A 15,594-nucleotide genomic window follows, 5' to 3' on the forward strand; every position below is an offset into this window, starting at 1 on the left:
TTTCCCTATCGCGTTCTACGTAATACATATTCAGCCTCTGTATAACCTGTGAGGTTAATTTCCACCCAGCGTACTGGCATCAGCAAAATAGCGCCCCATTGCGCCATACAGCCCCATTTTTTCGAGGATCGCCAGTTCGCCTGCCGTTTCCACTCGCTCGGCAATTAAAGGAAGATTTATCTGACGGGCGGCCCAGTAAATAGCCTCAATAAACAGTTTTTTATCGTCCTCGCTGTCTATATCGCGAATATAACTGCCATCAACCTTAATCCAGGCCAGACCCCATTGCGGCAAATTGCCGATAAGGTGGAAGCGTCCGCCAAAGTGCTGGATCCCCAGACGACACCCCAACGCCTTCAGGCGGCTGACCAGAACATTCACCCTCTCGACATCGGGCAGCTCATTCTCATCCAGCTCAAACGTCAGCCAGGTTGCCAGCTGCGGCGCGCTTTTCAGCGGCTGCAACAGGGCATTCAGGCTCTGGTCATCCGCGACGCTGGCCCCGCTGATGCTCAGCGCCAGCGGACGCGGTGATTTTGCCAGTTCACTTAGGGTCTGCTGGAGCATCACAATGTCCATGCGGCGGCTGAGATTGAGCCGGTGGATCCACGGCATAAAGCGTCCGGCAGGCACCAGCTCCCCCTCCGGGGTTTTAATTCGCGCGAGGATCTTATGATGCAGCACCTCACGCGCGCTGTTGCAGGCGTAGACCGGCTGTGAAAAGAGCGCAAAGTCGCCGCTTGTCAGCACCGCGTCCAGACGGGTGTACCAGCTGTGATGATCGTCTTCGCTCTCGGTGGCCGATGCGGTATCGGGCGTCGCAAAGATGCGCATTTCGGTTTCGGCTCTTGCCAGCGCCTGATCCGCCTGAGCCAGTACTGCCTGGGGCGTATCGCCTGGGTTAAACGGCACCAGGGCAAAATGCGCCACCGGCGTCACGTCGCTCATGCCCATCTCAGACAGCGCCTTCAGCTGGGTGCTGAGGGTGTTGCGCAGATTATCGAGCTCCTGGCCAAGGATCTGCGGGGCGATAATGGCAAACTCCCCGCCGCGCACGCGAGCTACAAACCCCTCGTTGTGGAAATAGTTGCGCTGCAGGCCGCTCAGAATATCCGCCACGGCCACCAGCAGCTGATCGGATTTCGCCCCACCCAGACGGTGGTTAAGCCCCATCAGATCCTGCACCCGCAGCAGCATAATGTGGCCGGCGGCGTTCTCTTCATCACTCAGGCGTGACTGGAGCTGCATATCAAACGCCCGGCGGTTGCTCAGGCCGGTCAGGCTGTCGTGATAGGCCTCCTGGCGCAGCGCTTCGGTACGCCGGGCCTGCTCGCTGAATAACACCTTGAGCTGGGTCACCATCATGTTGGTGGCGTCCACCACCCGGCGCAGCTCAGGCGTTTTTGGCAGCGCCTGTATATTAAGAAACTCGCGGCGGCAGATGGCCATCGCCTGTCCGGCAATATAGTTAAGCGGGCGCAGAATGCGGTTCAACAGCAGGGTGGCTGCCAGCACAAACAGCAGGCTACAGCCGATCAGCCACAAAAAGCTGGCAACGATACTGTTCCACAGGCGGGCCAGGGCGAACATCGGATGGCTGACCACTTCTACCCGGGCAACCTGCGTCCAGCCCCGCATCACAATGGCATCGCCTTCGCCTGGGCTGAGGTTCACCAGCCGCACAAACCAGTGCGGTACACGGGTGCTCTGGGGTACGTCGCTGCGCTCGATAATCGGTTTATTGGTTTTAATGTCGATCACGCGAATGCGATAGAAATAGCCGCTGTCGAAGATGGAGTTCACCATCAGCTCGGTCATGGCCGGATCGTCGATATGGGTGGTCAGCGACACCCCCAGCGCCGTCGCCGCGTCCTGCGCGTGGGCGCTAAGCTGATTGCGGTACTGCTCCCGTGAGCTTTCCAGGGTAACGAAAAAGTTGCCGCAGAAAATGACGAGCGTAAATAAACAGATGCCAATCAGTAGCTGTTTATAAAGAGACATGGCCCTATCCTATTCATGAATTACAAATCCTTCTGCACGCATACGGGTGAGAAGATCCTGCCAGCGGGAGAGCCGTTTGCTGTCACCCACGCGTTTGTTGCCGCCAGATTGCGGCAGCCACAGCCCTTCGCCGTTAAACGCATACACCGGAAGCAGATCGGTACGCTGTGTAGCAGGCAAGATGGCGGTTTTCAGGTTATCCAGAACCAGTGGGATCGCCGTGGGGGTGGAATACCATGTCACCACCATGTGCGCCTGATTCAGTTCGAGTGCTTTAACATAGGTAATACGTAACTGGTTCGCCGGCACGCCCATTTCGCGCAGGGTGAAATATTTCGCCAGCGCAAAGTCCTCGCAGTCCCCTGCCCCCTGACGTAAAAACTCAATTGGCGTTGCCCAGTAATCCTGCTGCTTCCAGACGACGATATCATCGCGAAACGCCATCCGGGCGTTAAAAAACTGGTTAACCCGGTTTAAGGTGTCATGGATCGTGCCCTGCGACGGCTGTTTAAGCAACGCTGCCCACTCATCAATCCGCTGCCGGGCGGCGGGGGTAGCCGGGCCATACAGCCGTTCGGTACGGGTGCTGATGGCGCTGAAATCCCACCCGGCGCCGAGTCCGGGGGAGATAACCAGCAGCAGCACCAGCCAGAGCGACAGCCAGCGTCGACAGCTCACCAGAAGAGAAGGATAAAGCCGCATGACGTAACTTACTGCTCGCCTGACCGGGCCAGCCAGCGCTTACGGTACGCGACATAGCCGGAAAGGTAGTGTTCAACATCGTCGATTCGCACGCGATAGCTGTGGTGACGAATAAAAAAGCTGCCGACGATGCGCGGCGGGTTTTTAAAGAACATCGCCAGTTCCGGCCAGAAAAAGCCGTTTGCCAGATAGCGGGCGCGGCTCTCCAGCGCCTGGTTGAACACCGCCATGTCGAAGCCCGCCAGCAGATGTTTATGCGGCGATGTCTCAAGCCGCGCGATCATCCGTGAGGCCGCCATCATCAACTCAAGCAGCGTAGGATAAGTGGTGACGCGGTTCTGAACGAAGTCGAGATGATCGCGCACGTTATCCAGCCCAAACTGGTAATAGCGCTCCAGCGGCTGGTAGCGCGTCAGCTCGTTGACGCAGTAGCTGAGCCAGTGATCGTGCGCCTGCCAGTGCTTCTGCACAATAAAATGATCCATCGCCCGTTCGACCATTGCCAGCCAGCGCGGCGCTTTAGTCAGTCCGTAAAGACGCATCAGCGCAAACGCCGCCTCACCGTCGTAATAGATAATGCGGTGCGCCGCCTTCAGCGACAGATCCCCTGCGTTCAGCACGTGAACAAACCCGCCCGTCTGTGGATCCTGCATAAAGCCGATCCCGTTCGCCAGCCGCGCCATCGGTTCCAGATACCGATCATCACCGGTCAGCTCGCTGTATTTCGCCATCGCCAGAATACACACCGCATTGCCGCCAAGCTTAATCTCATCCCCGGTATCGACCAGGAAATCGGCGTCGCTGCCGTCCGGTAGCCGGTAAGTACGAATAAAGCTGGCGCAGAGGTCGTTGAGTGCCCGCTCGATTGCCGCGAACTGTTCAGGCTGCTGCGTCACTTCCCATCCTTCGAGCAGTGCATAGGTGGAGCTGGCGTGGCGCAAGGCGTTATAGGTGGGAATGGCGCGGTCGAAACAGGGGAACCAGCCGTACTGATAGCGCCCGGAGGGGGCGATCTGCCGGGCAAGGTAGTCGGTGGCGGAGGCGATCATCGGCTCAAGCGCCGTCGCCTGCCAGTCGGGTAGCTGGCGGTAGCCGCTGTTACGCCCGGTCGATTCGATGGGTAACAACTGCTCGCCGTCGCAAAACAGCGCCCGGGTGGTGAAGCGCCAGAGCGTCTGGTCAGGCTCCTCCGGCCAGCTCAGCACAGCGCCGAAGCGACGGCGGGAAAAATGGGCCAGATTAGTGGCATTGGGCGTGGCAACGCCGTGATCACCATGATAGAGCAGCGCGTTGGCGGCAATCTCCTGCTCCAGCATCGCGTAGCGAAACGCTGGGTCCAGGCTGATGCCGAAGCGAAAATAGTTGCGTTTGGTCTTGGCTAAGCGGGCTTGCAGGTTATCCCAGCGCAGGGCCTGCACCTGATCCACAAGGTCAACGCGCAGCCAGCAAACCACCGCCCCACTCTTTTGCTGCCACTGCAGCAGCGCCTCTACGCCCTGCTGCCAGGCCTGATCGAAGCTGTCGCCAGAGCCCTGCACAATATGCGCACGGCTTTGACCATCGGAAGCACTAAAAAAGATCGCCCAGGCGGGGCAAATCGGCGGTTTGGGCGCGACGTCCAGCAATTCCATCGCCGGGCGGGTTTGCGCCAGTAATTGGCTGAGCGGCATTTTTACTCCTGATAACGCCTGAAGAAACCCTGTCAGAAAAATCCTAACCAGATAATACCATTATGTATGACAAGTTGTGTATTCTGTATATCTATGTTTCTTCCGGGGCAGTATTGTGAGTCGATGTTTCGCAGTAGGGATCCTGCTGCTGGTGAGCCTGTATGCGTACGCTGAAATGCCGCTGCTGTGGAACCAACCGGCCTCCCGGGAGCACTGCCCGGTCGGCGACGAGGCCGTGTGGGTACACTACCCTCAAGGCAACGCCTGTATGCGCTATTTCAGCGCCGGAAATCTCCAGGCTGCCCCGCTGGCGGTGGTGATGTTAAAAGGCGACCGCGTCTCGCTGATAAAGCGTCCACCCGAAACCATTCCCGGTAACACCGCCGCCGACCAACGCCGTCAGGCACGGGCGATCCTACGCCAGACCGGGTTGCCGACCATTATTATCGCCCGCCCCGGCACCTACGGCTCCAGCGGCAACCATTACCGCCGTCGTCAGGCGGAAGAGTTCCAGGCTATCGATGCCGCCCTCAATGCTATCAAGGCCCGCTATGGTATCCAGCGCTTTATTCTCAGCGGACACAGCGGAGGCGCCACCGCCGCTTCGGCGCTGTTGACTACCGGCCGCCGGGACATCGCCTGCGCGGTGCTTACTTCCGGCGCCTGGGGAATACTCGAGCGGGCGCAGCGCCTGCGTCAGCAGCGTGGCGAAGCCCCGGCGCCTGCACTGGACGGCACCGGCCTCCCTCACCCGTGGGATCCCCTCGACCACATCAGCGGGATCGCCGCCGATCCCTTCCGGTTGATCCTGGTGATCGGCAACCAGCAGGATCGCAATACGCCGTTCGATCTGCAGGCGCGATTCGCGGATGCGCTGCGGGAACATGGCCACCGGGTAGAACTGCTCGAACGCCCCGCCAGACCGCCGCAATTTCATAATTTGACGGGGAATGCCGGTATCAACGCCATTCGCCTTTGTCCGCTACGCGGATAAGCCCAAAAAAGCAGGAATAAAAATATGCGCCAGAAACCGCCCCGTCAGCCACGCGCAGAGACGCAAGCACCGGGATGGACCGCTGCCGAACTCGAAAAACTACCCGGTAGCGTCTGGTACAATCGCCCGGATGCAGGCTGGCACGCCGCTGACATTGTCCTTTTTCATGATAAGGCGCAGCCCGGCCATCCCTGTCTGTTTGTCGCCATCGATCCCGACACCTGGCGTAAGGGCTCCGGCAACACCGGTATTTACGCAGGCTGGGGTGACACTCATCTTTCGCTTCCCCGCCACGCCTCTCGCTATTGCGGGGCCATCGTCCAGCGACGCCTTGAAGATCTCCCGCCAGACTTCCCTCAACTGGTGGTGGGCAACAGCTATCAGGCCCTGCTTTGGCTTGCAGAAGAAGCCCGGCGGCGACTGGACGGTAAGCTGGTGGCGATCACCGGTACGGTAGGCAAAACCTCGACCAAAGAGATGCTCAACAGCATCCTGACAAAGCATATGTCGGTAGTGGCGAGCCGCGGAAACCATAACACCCGCACGGGGGCCTCCATCACGCTGGCGCGTGCAGTCTGCAATCCGCAGGCGGTGGTGCTGGAGGTGGCGATCTCTGCTCTGTGGATGCGCAACGGCGGGATCGGCCCGCGTATCAAACCGCATATCGTCATTATTACCGAGATCGGCCTCACCCAGGTGGGCAGGAGCGTGACCTCTCTCGACGATGTGGCCCGCTTTAAAGCGCGCATCAGTCACGGTCTTATTCCGGGTGGTTACGCCATTTTAAACCGTGATATGGCCAGCTATGACACCGTGGCTGCGAGCGTCACCCGTGACGGTGCCCGCATCATCAGCTACGGGTTTGATGCCGACGCCGACGTGCGGATCACGGCGTTTACCCAGAATGCCAACGGGAGCCTGATCACGCTCAGCCTCCGTCAGCAGAGCCTGAATTACCGGCTGGCTGTGCCGGGCAAAGGCGCCGCGCTTAACTCGGTGGCCTCGCTTATCGCCGCCGATCTGCTCGGGGTGAGCCTGGCGGAGATCGTGGCCAGCCTCGAAACCTGGCGCAGCGATGATCAACATATGGGCATTTCCGCGCTGCCGCTGCCGGGCGGCGGGGCTGTCACCCTGATTGACGACAGTTATAACGCCGAATACCTCTCGATGCTCAACGCGTTTGAGGTGGCCGCTCAGCGAGCGCAGGAAGGGGGCGGCCGTGTGATCGCCCTGCTGGGGCGGATCATCAACCTCGGGGATCGGTCCGCCGCCATCCACCGCTCGCTGGCGCAGCCCCTGCTGGCGGCTGGCTGTCAGCAGGCATTTCTGCACGGTGACGAGATGTGTGCCCTGCACGACGCCCTGCCGGAGGAGGTTCGTAGCGGTCATTTCAGCACCGCAGAAGCGCTGGTGGAAGCCGCTGCGCCAGCGTTGCGCGACGGCGATATCGTGCTGGTCAAAGGGAGCGTGCGTAATTCCGACTTCAGGCGGGTTGTCGGCCTGTTGAAGCGCCGACTTACCGCGTCGCCAGCCCTGGCAAAAGGGCAAACCGCCCGCCTGCTGATGAATCTTACCACCGGCGAAACCCGGCTGTCTGAGCAGGGTGACAGCGCGTTTGCCCCCACGTACTTGAGCCAGCTGCTGCTGGCCGTCTGCCTGGCAGAACGGCTGCTGGCGAAAAAAATAGACCTTGATACGCCTGTTGAGATGCACGGCATCGCTGCCCACGTTCTGCAGGGCAATCCGGCTCTTGGCCTGCAACGGGGGAGCACGGCAACCGTGAAATCGCTGGTGCAGGGGATGCTCATCCACAACGCCTGCGACGCCGCCATTCATCTGGCGGAAACGCTGGCCGGCAGCAGCGCGGAGGCGTTGAAGGCGCTGCGCAGCCTTGTCGACCAGCTGGAGATGCGCCACACCCATATCAATAACGTCTCCGGTCGGCCCCGCCCCGGCCAGCGCACCACGCTTACGGATATCGCCAGGCTGATGCACCATTTCCAGCTGCGCTACCCGCACTGGCTTACGTGGCTGGGTGAGCACGAGGCGGCCATCGGCGAGCGGGTCTACCGTAAAAGCGGCAACCTGCACAGCAACGGCAGCGCATGGGGACAATTCTGCGCCGGACGCTGGGGCGTTGCGCTGCAGTGGATCGCAGGCGAACTCTGGCTGGCCTGCGCTGCCGGGGCGGATGACGCCTTTCATCTCGACTATCTGCTGGATGGGCTCCTGGCCGGAGTGGATGGCGCAGAGCCCGCACCGGTGCCCGTCGAACGGCACATCGACAAACCTGTGGCGACCCTCACCTTGTTGGGCGACACCTACTTTGGGGAGTGGTATACCCGTAAGCGCCAGGCGCGGGGTCTGGATGATGCCCTGCAACGTTACGGCTACGATCACAGCTTTCTGGGCATCGCCCCCCTGCTGCGCGGTAGCGACTTCACTCTTGCCAACTTTGAGGCGGCCCTCGCCACCGATCTGCGCGCCAGTCTGGAAGGGCGAAAGCCGTTCTGCCTGACCGGGGATCCGGTCGCCTCGGTTACCGCCCTGCGTACACAGGGTATCGACGCGGTGGCCCTTGGCAATAATCACGTCATGGATGCCGGAATGCCTGGGCTGGACAGTACCCTGGCGGCGTTTGGCGACGGCGGCATTGCCTGCATCGGCGCCGGACGCAATGCGCAGCAGGCCCACGCTCCGCTGGTGCTGACGGTGGGCGGCAGACAGTACAAGATTTTCAGCGCCTACTGGTACCGACGCTACATGGAGCAGGATTGCGCCTTTTATGCCCGCCCACGTCGGGCAGGGGTCGCCTGCCTGAGCGGCGGCCTGGCTGAACAGCTGCGTCTGGAGAAAGCACGCCCCCGGCCAGCCACCACTATCGTGCTCGCTCACTGGGGGCTAGATTACCAGTGGACAACGGTGGGACAGCGGGCGCTGGCGCAGCGTCTCTGCGAGGCCGGAGCCGACCTGATTATCGGCTCCGGGCCGCACATGGCAGGCGAGGCGGTAAAACTGGGCAAAAGTCTGGTGATCTACAGCATCGGCAACGGGGTGTTTAACAGTAACGGTGAATACCAGTCGCGCGGCGTGCCGCCGTATGGTTTTATCGTCCGCCTGCTGCTTGGCAATCCGCAGCCGCAGATCGCGCTTCTGCCGATCCTGACCGACAATAAACAGACCTTCTGGCAACCCCGCCCGGTGACCGGGGCGGAATTTGCGGATCTGATCGCGCAGCTGACCGCGCAGGGCATGCCCATTACCCGGGAAGAGGCGTCCGATGCGGGCTGGCGCGCCGTCAGTGAGGAGGGTGAATGCAGGCTGATCATGCCGCTGGCTCAGCTGGCCGGGAGGTAAGCAGAATTTTTAAGCGATACAACTACCTGAATTAAAATTCCCGATTACATTTAAAAGACGTCACTCCGCTGTGCGACAGAGTCAGGACAAACTGATGAGCGTGCCACTGCAAAAAATGCCCCGCTGCGGGGTGGTGTTGTTAACGCTGCTTCTGAGCGTAAGCGGTTGTGCTAGCCATGATAAGAATCCCAGCCGGGCGCGCGTAGCGCCGAAATATGTTCGCCCTGCGTCTGTGCAGCCCGCATATAGCGCACCTGAATCGTTCCTGAACGCGCCAGAAGCGCCCCCAGCGCCGCCCGTAAAAGTAAAAAAACGGCCTCAGGTTAAAGCCGCAGAACCGCCCGCGCCCCGGGTCGTGCCGGTGCTGGATAACTCGTTGCCGGAGCAGATCTGGCAACCTGCGATCACCCGTCAGACCAGCCTGGAGCTGAAATCATGACGGAACGCGCTCTCGGTGAACTGGAAAACCGGGCCGATATTAAGCGCCCTACGCTGCCGCTGTGGCAAAACGCGGTGGTTATTCTCCTCACCCTCACCTACCTCATCTGCGAGCTGGCCTTTAACTCGCGCCTGCTCGATCTGGTGGGAAGTCTCTCCACCCCCGACGATATCCACAATATGGAGCGCTATGGTCGGGCCCTAACCGCCATCGCCGCCGCGCTGCTGATGTTTCAGCTGGTGCTGGCAGCGAACGCCTGGCTGAAAAAACGCGGCATTGCCTTTCCCGCCCCGTGGGTGGCAGGCATGGTGTTCTCGCTCTGTCTGCTCACCGGCGTGGTGACATGGCAAACGGTGGAGCGGGTTATTGAGCGCCAGGTCGGCCAAAGTACCGGCGAGTTTCGCCAGAAGTCGATGCTGGCGCAGCTCTATCAGCAGTCTTTAATTGACGGGCACCAGACGCTGGAGGGGATCCCGCTTGATGACGATGGCAGTCAGCGCGAAACCTGGACCAGCCCATCCGGGAAAGCGTTTCTGGCGATGCTGCCGCTACTTATGAGTTCGGTCAGCCGCTATCACGAACTGCTTGAGCGAGAGGCGGCGCAAAATCTGCGCGACAGCATCAGCGTTCAGGAGGGCGGGCTCCTCGGCTATTACAAACTCTGGCTGGCCGCGCGCGCAGAGATTTATCAGGACTATCTCGACTATACCAGCGTTACGCAGAAAAGTGGGCTCTATCATGGGGTGACAATCCCGGCCCGCCTCGACTGGGAGACATTTTTTATGCTGGACCCGGTGCAGAAAAGGCTGCGGGAAAAGCTGGCCCTGCCGCTGCAAACCCGGGTGCAGCCTGAATATCCGAAAGAGGACGCCCTGAAACAGTTCGCCCTGGCGCTGCAGGCTCCCCATCTTGACTACGCCGTGCAACAGCAACTCCCCCGCCTGCAGGCTGCGCTGGCCAGCTACGGCACGGGCGGAGCAAATGAAAAACGGGGCGAGGATGCGGCGCGGGCGGTGATTGTTCCTCCCATTGCGCTGATGTTCTCCCTGCTCGGCGCCCTCACCCACCTGGCAAAACTGCTCTATCTGCTGCTTCTGCCGTTAAGTGCCGCCCTGCTTTCTGTTACCGCCTGGCGGCCCGTTCGCCTGCTTAACCGCCATCCGCTGATCTTCCCGGTGCTGTTAATCTGCCTGCTGCTCGGCCTGTGCAGCGTGACCAATAACAGTATTACGGCTTCTCCGGCCTATCAGTCGCTGCGGCACGCATTGCAGGGAGCGGAAGTGGCGATCACCAATACCCCCTCACCCCTCAGCGGCGGCACGCTGTTGCGGGCGATCCATACGGTCAGCATCGGGCAGAGTTACAGCTATCCGCTGAATCATGCCATACGCCAGAACGTGCTGTTCGGCTTTGATTTTGGATATGGAAAGCCTGACTAATCGCGTTTGAATGTGGATAAAAATAGCCCCGGTTTGAGCCCTTTTGTGGGTTATTTTTTGCGCAAAAAGTAGTGTTAGCAGTTAAGATATATCAGTGCTACATTACGCCGCCCAGCGCCGACAGCCTTTTTTCAGACCTTGGGCATATACGGTAATCACCATGAACCAATAGTATTAACGCAGGTCTTAATAGCATTCCGGCGTAGCGCCAGTCTGGGGCTACCAACATACTCTCCATAAAGGTCGTTTTATCTTGTCTCAATGCAAATTCACGCGCACGCTTCTGCACCCGCGTTACTGGTTTACATGGTTTGGTCTGGGTGTCCTCTGGCTGCTCGTGCAACTTCCTTATCCGGCGCTACGCTGGCTCGGTGCCAGCCTCGGAAGTCTTTCGCGTCGTTTTCTGAAGCGCCGTGAATCTATCGCTCGCAGGAACCTCGAACTCTGTTTTCCGGCGCTCTCCCCTGAAGAGCGTGATCATCTCATTAGTGAAAATTTTAAATCTATCGGCATGGCGTTACTGGAAACGGGGATGGCCTGGTTCTGGCCGGACTCGCGGGTACGTAAGTGGTTTGACGTTGAAGGCCTGGAAAATTTGCAGCGCGCGCAGGCAAAAAACTGCGGGGTGATGGTGATCGGCGTTCACTTTACGTCGCTGGAGCTGGGTGGCCGGGTGATGGGGTTGTGCCAGCCGATGATGGCCACTTATCGTCCACATAATAGCGCCCTGATGGAGTGGGTGCAGACGTGCGGGCGCATGCGTTCAAATAAGGCGATGATCAGCCGCAATAATTTACGCGGGCTGGTCAGCGCCCTGAAAAAAGGCGAAGCGGTCTGGTTTGCTCCGGACCAGGACTATGGCCGCAATGGCAGCAGCTTCGCCCCCTTCTTCGCGGTAAAGGAGGTGGCCACCACTAACGGCACATTTGTGATTCACCGTCTTTCAAAGTCGGTGATGCTGACGGTCACCATGGTCAGAAAAGACGATAAAAGCGGTTATCGCCTGTTTATCATGCCGGAGATGGAGAACTATCCTCAGGAAGAGGCGGCCGCCGCGGCTTACATCAACAGGGTGATCGAGAGCGAGATCATGCGTGCGCCGGAACAGTATTTATGGGTGCATCGCCGTTTTAAAACGCGTCCTGTGGGGCACGCTTCCCTCTATCTTTAACCCCGTTGAAGGTTAGTTTCTTTTAGAAACTAACCTTTTCAATCACCTGTAATCACTCAGGTTTATCGTTAGCACGCTATCTTGCCGAACGACAATTTATTACCCGCCGAAATTAAACTGTCGCCGTTCCACGACACTCGTAAGTCGTGGAAATTATTTAGAAAAATGCCTCTTGTCACTCCTGAAATTTAAGCGTACATTAGCGCCGTCTGGCTACCTGAAAGCACAGAATTCTGAGCTGGAGTCGTCGCTGAAACGGGATAATTCTCATTTCCGCCCCGGCCTGACTTCACCTCTCTATACTCAGTTGGACTCTATTTTTATTGCGTATCACGAAATACGCGGAGCGATGAACGTGAAATATTTCTTTATGGGTTTTTCAGTGATTTTGTTCGCATGGGTCGGTACGTTTGCCCTGATGATGAACTGAGCAAAGAAAATGTAGTCAAAAAAACAGGCGCCCAAGGCGCCTGTTTTTTTGGGGTTACTGACCCGCCTGCTCTGGCGTCGGCTTTGTTACCTAGGGCAGTAATCCGTCGGCGCGGAACATGCTTTTAATGCCCCTCACCGCCTGACGGATACGATCGCTGTTCTCAATCAGCGCGAAACGCACGTGCGTATCGCCGTAGTCGCCAAAGCCAATCCCCGGGGAGACGCACACCTTCGCATCCTGGAGGAGTTTTTTGGCAAACTCCAGCGACCCCATCGCGGCGTAGGCGTCCGGGATCTTCGCCCAGACGTACATCGAAGCTTTAGGCATCTCCACCATCCAGCCCGCCTCATGCAGCCCTTTGACCAGCACATCGCGACGGCGTTTATACTGGGCGGCAATGTCCTTCACACACTGCTGATCGCCTTCCAGCGCAGCAATGGCCGCTACCTGCAACGGGGTAAAGGTGCCGTAGTCGTGGTAGCTTTTGATACGTGCCAGCGCGTTGACCAGCGTCTTGTTACCGACCATAAAGCCGATACGCCAGCCCGCCATGTTGTAGCTTTTCGACAGGGTGAAAAACTCCACCGCAACGTCGCGTGCGCCGGGTACCTGCATGATCGACGGCGCTTTCCAGCCGTCATACACGATATCGGCGTAGGCCAGGTCATGCACCACCAGCACGTCGTAGCGCTTCGCCAGGGCCACCACTTTCTCAAAGAAGTCGAGTTCCACGCACTGGGCGGTCGGGTTGGAAGGAAAACCGAGGATCATCATCTTCGGCTTCGGATAGCTTTCCCGGATGGCGCGCTCCAGCTCGTTAAAAAAGTCGACGCCTTCAACCAGCGGCACAGAGCGCACCTGCGCACCGGCAATGACCGCACCGTAAATATGGATCGGGTAGCTGGGGTTCGGCACCAGCACCGTGTCGCCATGGTCCAGCGTCGCCAGCATCAGATGCGCCAGCCCCTCTTTTGAACCGATGGTGACAATGGCTTCGCTCTCAGGGTCGATCTCCACCTGATAGCGTTCCTGATACCAGCGCGAAATGGCGCGGCGTAAACGCGGAATCCCTTTAGAGGTTGAGTAACCATGCGTGTCCGGGCGCTGGGCGACGGTGCAGAGTTTTTCCACGATATGGGGCGGCGTAGCGCCGTCCGGATTACCCATACTGAAATCGATAATGTCTTCGCCGCGCCGGCGCGCAGCCATCTTCAGTTCAGCGGTAATGTTAAACACATACGGGGGGAGACGATCGATACGCGAAAAACGGCGTTCAGGACTGGAGTCAGCCATAAATTCCTCAGATTACGTTAGCGCCCGGACCGTCCGAGCGACGTCGCCACGGATGTGGCGTGCTTAGAAAATAACCTGAAAAAATTCGCCTTGTCGAGGGGGAAGAAATAAAAAAAAGCGTAGCGCTAAAACAGGAACACTGCTTAAGCAAAAACCGGAAGCAAAAATGAAAAGAGGCATCAGGAATGTTATTTTGTTAACATTTTAATATCATTACAGTTACGACTTCCGGGTGGCTTTTTGGCTTTTCTGCCCGCTCAGGCGACCTTAGATACAATCCCCTTTGATTAACGTGGTTTATCCCCATTTTATAAAAGAGCGGGATGGCTGGTCATTGAGCGTCAGGTTTTTTATCATGGTTCTTTCCTCTTTTCCCAGGTTTACCCGTGCACGAAATATTCAATATGCTGCTGGCGGTGTTCGATCGCGCGGCGTTAATGCTGATTTGCCTCTTTTTCCTCATTCGCATCCGCCTGTTCCGCGAGCTGCTGCATAAGTCTGCCCACTCGCCCCGGGAACTGCTGGCGGTCACTGCGATCTTTTCGATGTTTGCCCTGTTCAGTACCTGGTCCGGGGTACCGGTGGAAGGTTCCCTGGTTAATGTGCGGATCATCGCCGTGATGTCTGGCGGGATCCTGTTTGGCCCATGGGTCGGGATCATCACGGGCCTCATTGCCGGGACCCACCGTTACCTGATTGATATCGGCGGCGTGACTGCGGTTCCTTGCCTGATCACCAGCATTATCGCTGGCGTGCTGTCGGGGGCGATCAACCGCAAAGTCCCTAAGAAACAGCACTGGAAAGCGGGTATCATCGCCGGCATGCTCTGCGAAACCCTGACCATGATCCTGGTGGTGGCGTGGGCCCCCACCACGGCGCTGGGGCTGGATATCGTCTCAAAAATTGGTATTCCGATGATCCTCGGTAGCGTCTGCGTGGGCTTTATCGTGCTGCTGGTGCAGAGTGTGGAAGGCGAAAAAGAGGCCAGCGCCGCCCGGCAGGCCAAGCTGGCGTTGGATATTGCCAATAAGACGCTGCCGCTGTTTCGCGACATTAACGCTGAATCGCTGCGCCAGGTGTGCGATATCATCCGCCGCGACATTCACGCCGATGCGGTGGCCATCACCAATATTGACCGGGTGCTGGCCTACGTGGGCGTGGGTGAAGCAAACTACCGGGATAATGATGATACCATCAGCCCCACCACCCGCCAGGCAATCAGCGGCGGCAAGATCATCATTAAGAATAACGATGAGGCTCACCGCACCCCGGAGATCCACTCTATGCTTGTGATACCGCTGTGGGAAAAAGGGGTAGTCACCGGCACGCTAAAAATTTACTACTGCCACGCGCACCAGATCACATCGACCTTACAGGAGATGGCGGTCGGGCTGTCACAGATTATCTCTACCCAGCTGGAGGTCTCCCGTGCCGAGCAGCTGCGGGAGATGGCAAACAAGGCAGAGCTGCGCGCCCTACAGAGTAAAATTAATCCCCATTTTCTGTTCAATGCGCTGAACGCCATCTCCTCGTCGATCCGCCTGAATCCGGACACCGCCCGCCAGCTGATCTTCAATCTGTCGCGCTATCTGCGCTACAACATTGAGTTGAAAGACGACGAGCAGATCGACATCAAAAAAGAGCTTTATCAGATCAAAGATTACATCGCCATCGAACAGGCGCGGTTTGGCGATAAGCTTACCGTCATCTATGACATCGATGAAGAGGTGAACTGCGTGATCCCGAGCCTGCTGATCCAGCCGCTGGTGGAGAATGCCATTGTCCACGGCATTCAGCCGCGTAAGGGTAAAGGGGTGGTCACCATCAGCGTGGCCGAATGCGGTAACCGCGTGCGGGTGGCGGTGCGCGACACCGGCCACGGGATCGACCCGAAAGTGATTGAACGGGTGGAGTCGAATGAGATGCCCGGCAATAAAATTGGTCTGCTCAATGTCCATCACCGCGTTAAGCTGCTCTATGGTGAAGGGCTACACATTCGCCGCCTTGAGCCGGGTACCGAGATCGCGTTTTATGTTCCTAACGAACGCGCCGCCGTTCATGCCCAGACGTTGTTGTTGCCTTAGAGGGAGTGACG

Annotated in this window: 11 protein-coding genes; 7 read left to right on the forward strand and 4 right to left on the reverse strand. The window is 58.4% G+C overall.

The features are described from left to right. Positions 1 to 54: 54 nt before the first annotated feature. From lapD to C2U54_RS21515, 3 genes are read right to left on the reverse strand one after another with little or no spacing between them, the layout of a single operon-like run. Positions 55 to 2,001, reverse strand: coding sequence for a cyclic di-GMP receptor LapD (gene lapD, locus C2U54_RS21505; protein ID WP_103180594.1), 1,947 nt, complete (start codon positions 1,999 to 2,001; stop codon positions 55 to 57). 9 nt (positions 2,002 to 2,010) lie between these two features. After that, on the reverse strand, positions 2,011 to 2,703 hold the full coding sequence (lapG, locus tag C2U54_RS21510; protein WP_103180595.1) for a cysteine protease LapG: 693 nt from the start codon (positions 2,701 to 2,703) through the stop codon (positions 2,011 to 2,013). A gap of 8 nt (positions 2,704 to 2,711) precedes the next feature. After that, positions 2,712 to 4,373, reverse strand: coding sequence for a Mur ligase (locus C2U54_RS21515; RefSeq protein ID WP_103180597.1), 1,662 nt, complete (start codon positions 4,371 to 4,373; stop codon positions 2,712 to 2,714). A 115-nt stretch (positions 4,374 to 4,488) separates the two neighbouring features. Between C2U54_RS21515 and C2U54_RS21520 the strand changes: the two genes are divergently transcribed. The 6 genes from C2U54_RS21520 to C2U54_RS28140 all read left to right on the forward strand — a co-directional run bounded on the left by C2U54_RS21520 (position 4,489) and on the right by C2U54_RS28140 (position 12,203). Next, entirely contained in the window at positions 4,489 to 5,367 is an 879-nt protein-coding gene (locus tag C2U54_RS21520) for an alpha/beta hydrolase family protein (protein WP_233210464.1), read from the forward strand. A 24-nt stretch (positions 5,368 to 5,391) separates the two neighbouring features. After that, positions 5,392 to 8,724 (forward strand): CapA family protein, encoded by a 3,333-nt coding sequence (locus tag C2U54_RS21525; protein ID WP_103180599.1) that lies wholly within the window; start codon positions 5,392 to 5,394, stop codon positions 8,722 to 8,724. Between the two features lie 94 nt (positions 8,725 to 8,818). Continuing rightward, positions 8,819 to 9,163 (forward strand): hypothetical protein, encoded by a 345-nt coding sequence (locus C2U54_RS21530; protein ID WP_103180601.1) that lies wholly within the window; start codon positions 8,819 to 8,821, stop codon positions 9,161 to 9,163. Beyond that, on the forward strand, positions 9,160 to 10,602 hold the full coding sequence (locus tag C2U54_RS21535; protein WP_103180603.1) for a hypothetical protein: 1,443 nt from the start codon (positions 9,160 to 9,162) through the stop codon (positions 10,600 to 10,602). Before C2U54_RS21530 ends, C2U54_RS21535 begins: the two co-directional genes overlap by 4 nt. Before the next feature lie 250 nt (positions 10,603 to 10,852). Further along, positions 10,853 to 11,773 (forward strand): kdo(2)-lipid IV(A) palmitoleoyltransferase, encoded by a 921-nt coding sequence (gene lpxP / locus C2U54_RS21540; RefSeq protein WP_103180605.1) that lies wholly within the window; start codon positions 10,853 to 10,855, stop codon positions 11,771 to 11,773. A 370-nt stretch (positions 11,774 to 12,143) separates the two neighbouring features. Beyond that, positions 12,144 to 12,203 carry a hypothetical protein gene (locus tag C2U54_RS28140; protein WP_350223420.1) on the forward strand — a complete coding sequence of 20 codons (60 nt, stop codon included), beginning with the start codon at positions 12,144 to 12,146 and terminating at the stop codon, positions 12,201 to 12,203. 90 nt (positions 12,204 to 12,293) lie between these two features. Here C2U54_RS28140 and alaC read toward each other — a convergent pair whose 3' ends face one another. Further along, positions 12,294 to 13,499: an alanine transaminase gene (gene alaC / locus C2U54_RS21550; protein WP_103180607.1), complete on the reverse strand. Its 1,206-nt coding sequence runs from the start codon at positions 13,497 to 13,499 to the stop codon at positions 12,294 to 12,296. A gap of 386 nt (positions 13,500 to 13,885) precedes the next feature. Here alaC and C2U54_RS21555 point away from each other — a divergent pair, with 386 nt between their 5' ends. Then, the gene (locus tag C2U54_RS21555; RefSeq protein WP_103180609.1) at positions 13,886 to 15,583 is read left to right on the forward strand and encodes a sensor histidine kinase; all 1,698 of its coding nucleotides are present in this window, start codon (positions 13,886 to 13,888) and stop codon (positions 15,581 to 15,583) included. Positions 15,584 to 15,594 lie beyond the last annotated feature (11 nt).

The organism is Leclercia sp. LSNIH1, assembly GCF_002902985.1.
GTDB lineage: Bacteria > Pseudomonadota > Gammaproteobacteria > Enterobacterales > Enterobacteriaceae > Enterobacter.

Bases quoted from the DNA above. Each gene is read 5' to 3' on its own strand.
- lapD (WP_103180594.1), bottom strand. From the start codon at position 2,001: ATGTCTCTTTATAAACAGCTACTGATTGGCATCTGTTTATTTACGCTC.
- lapG (WP_103180595.1), bottom strand. From the start codon at position 2,703: ATGCGGCTTTATCCTTCTCTTCTGGTGAGCTGTCGACGCTGGCTGTCG.
- C2U54_RS21515 (WP_103180597.1), bottom strand. From the start codon at position 4,373: ATGCCGCTCAGCCAATTACTGGCGCAAACCCGCCCGGCGATGGAATTG.
- C2U54_RS21525 (WP_103180599.1), top strand. From the start codon at position 5,392: ATGCGCCAGAAACCGCCCCGTCAGCCACGCGCAGAGACGCAAGCACCG.
- C2U54_RS21530 (WP_103180601.1), top strand. From the start codon at position 8,819: ATGAGCGTGCCACTGCAAAAAATGCCCCGCTGCGGGGTGGTGTTGTTA.
- C2U54_RS21535 (WP_103180603.1), top strand. From the start codon at position 9,160: ATGACGGAACGCGCTCTCGGTGAACTGGAAAACCGGGCCGATATTAAG.
- alaC (WP_103180607.1), bottom strand. From the start codon at position 13,499: ATGGCTGACTCCAGTCCTGAACGCCGTTTTTCGCGTATCGATCGTCTC.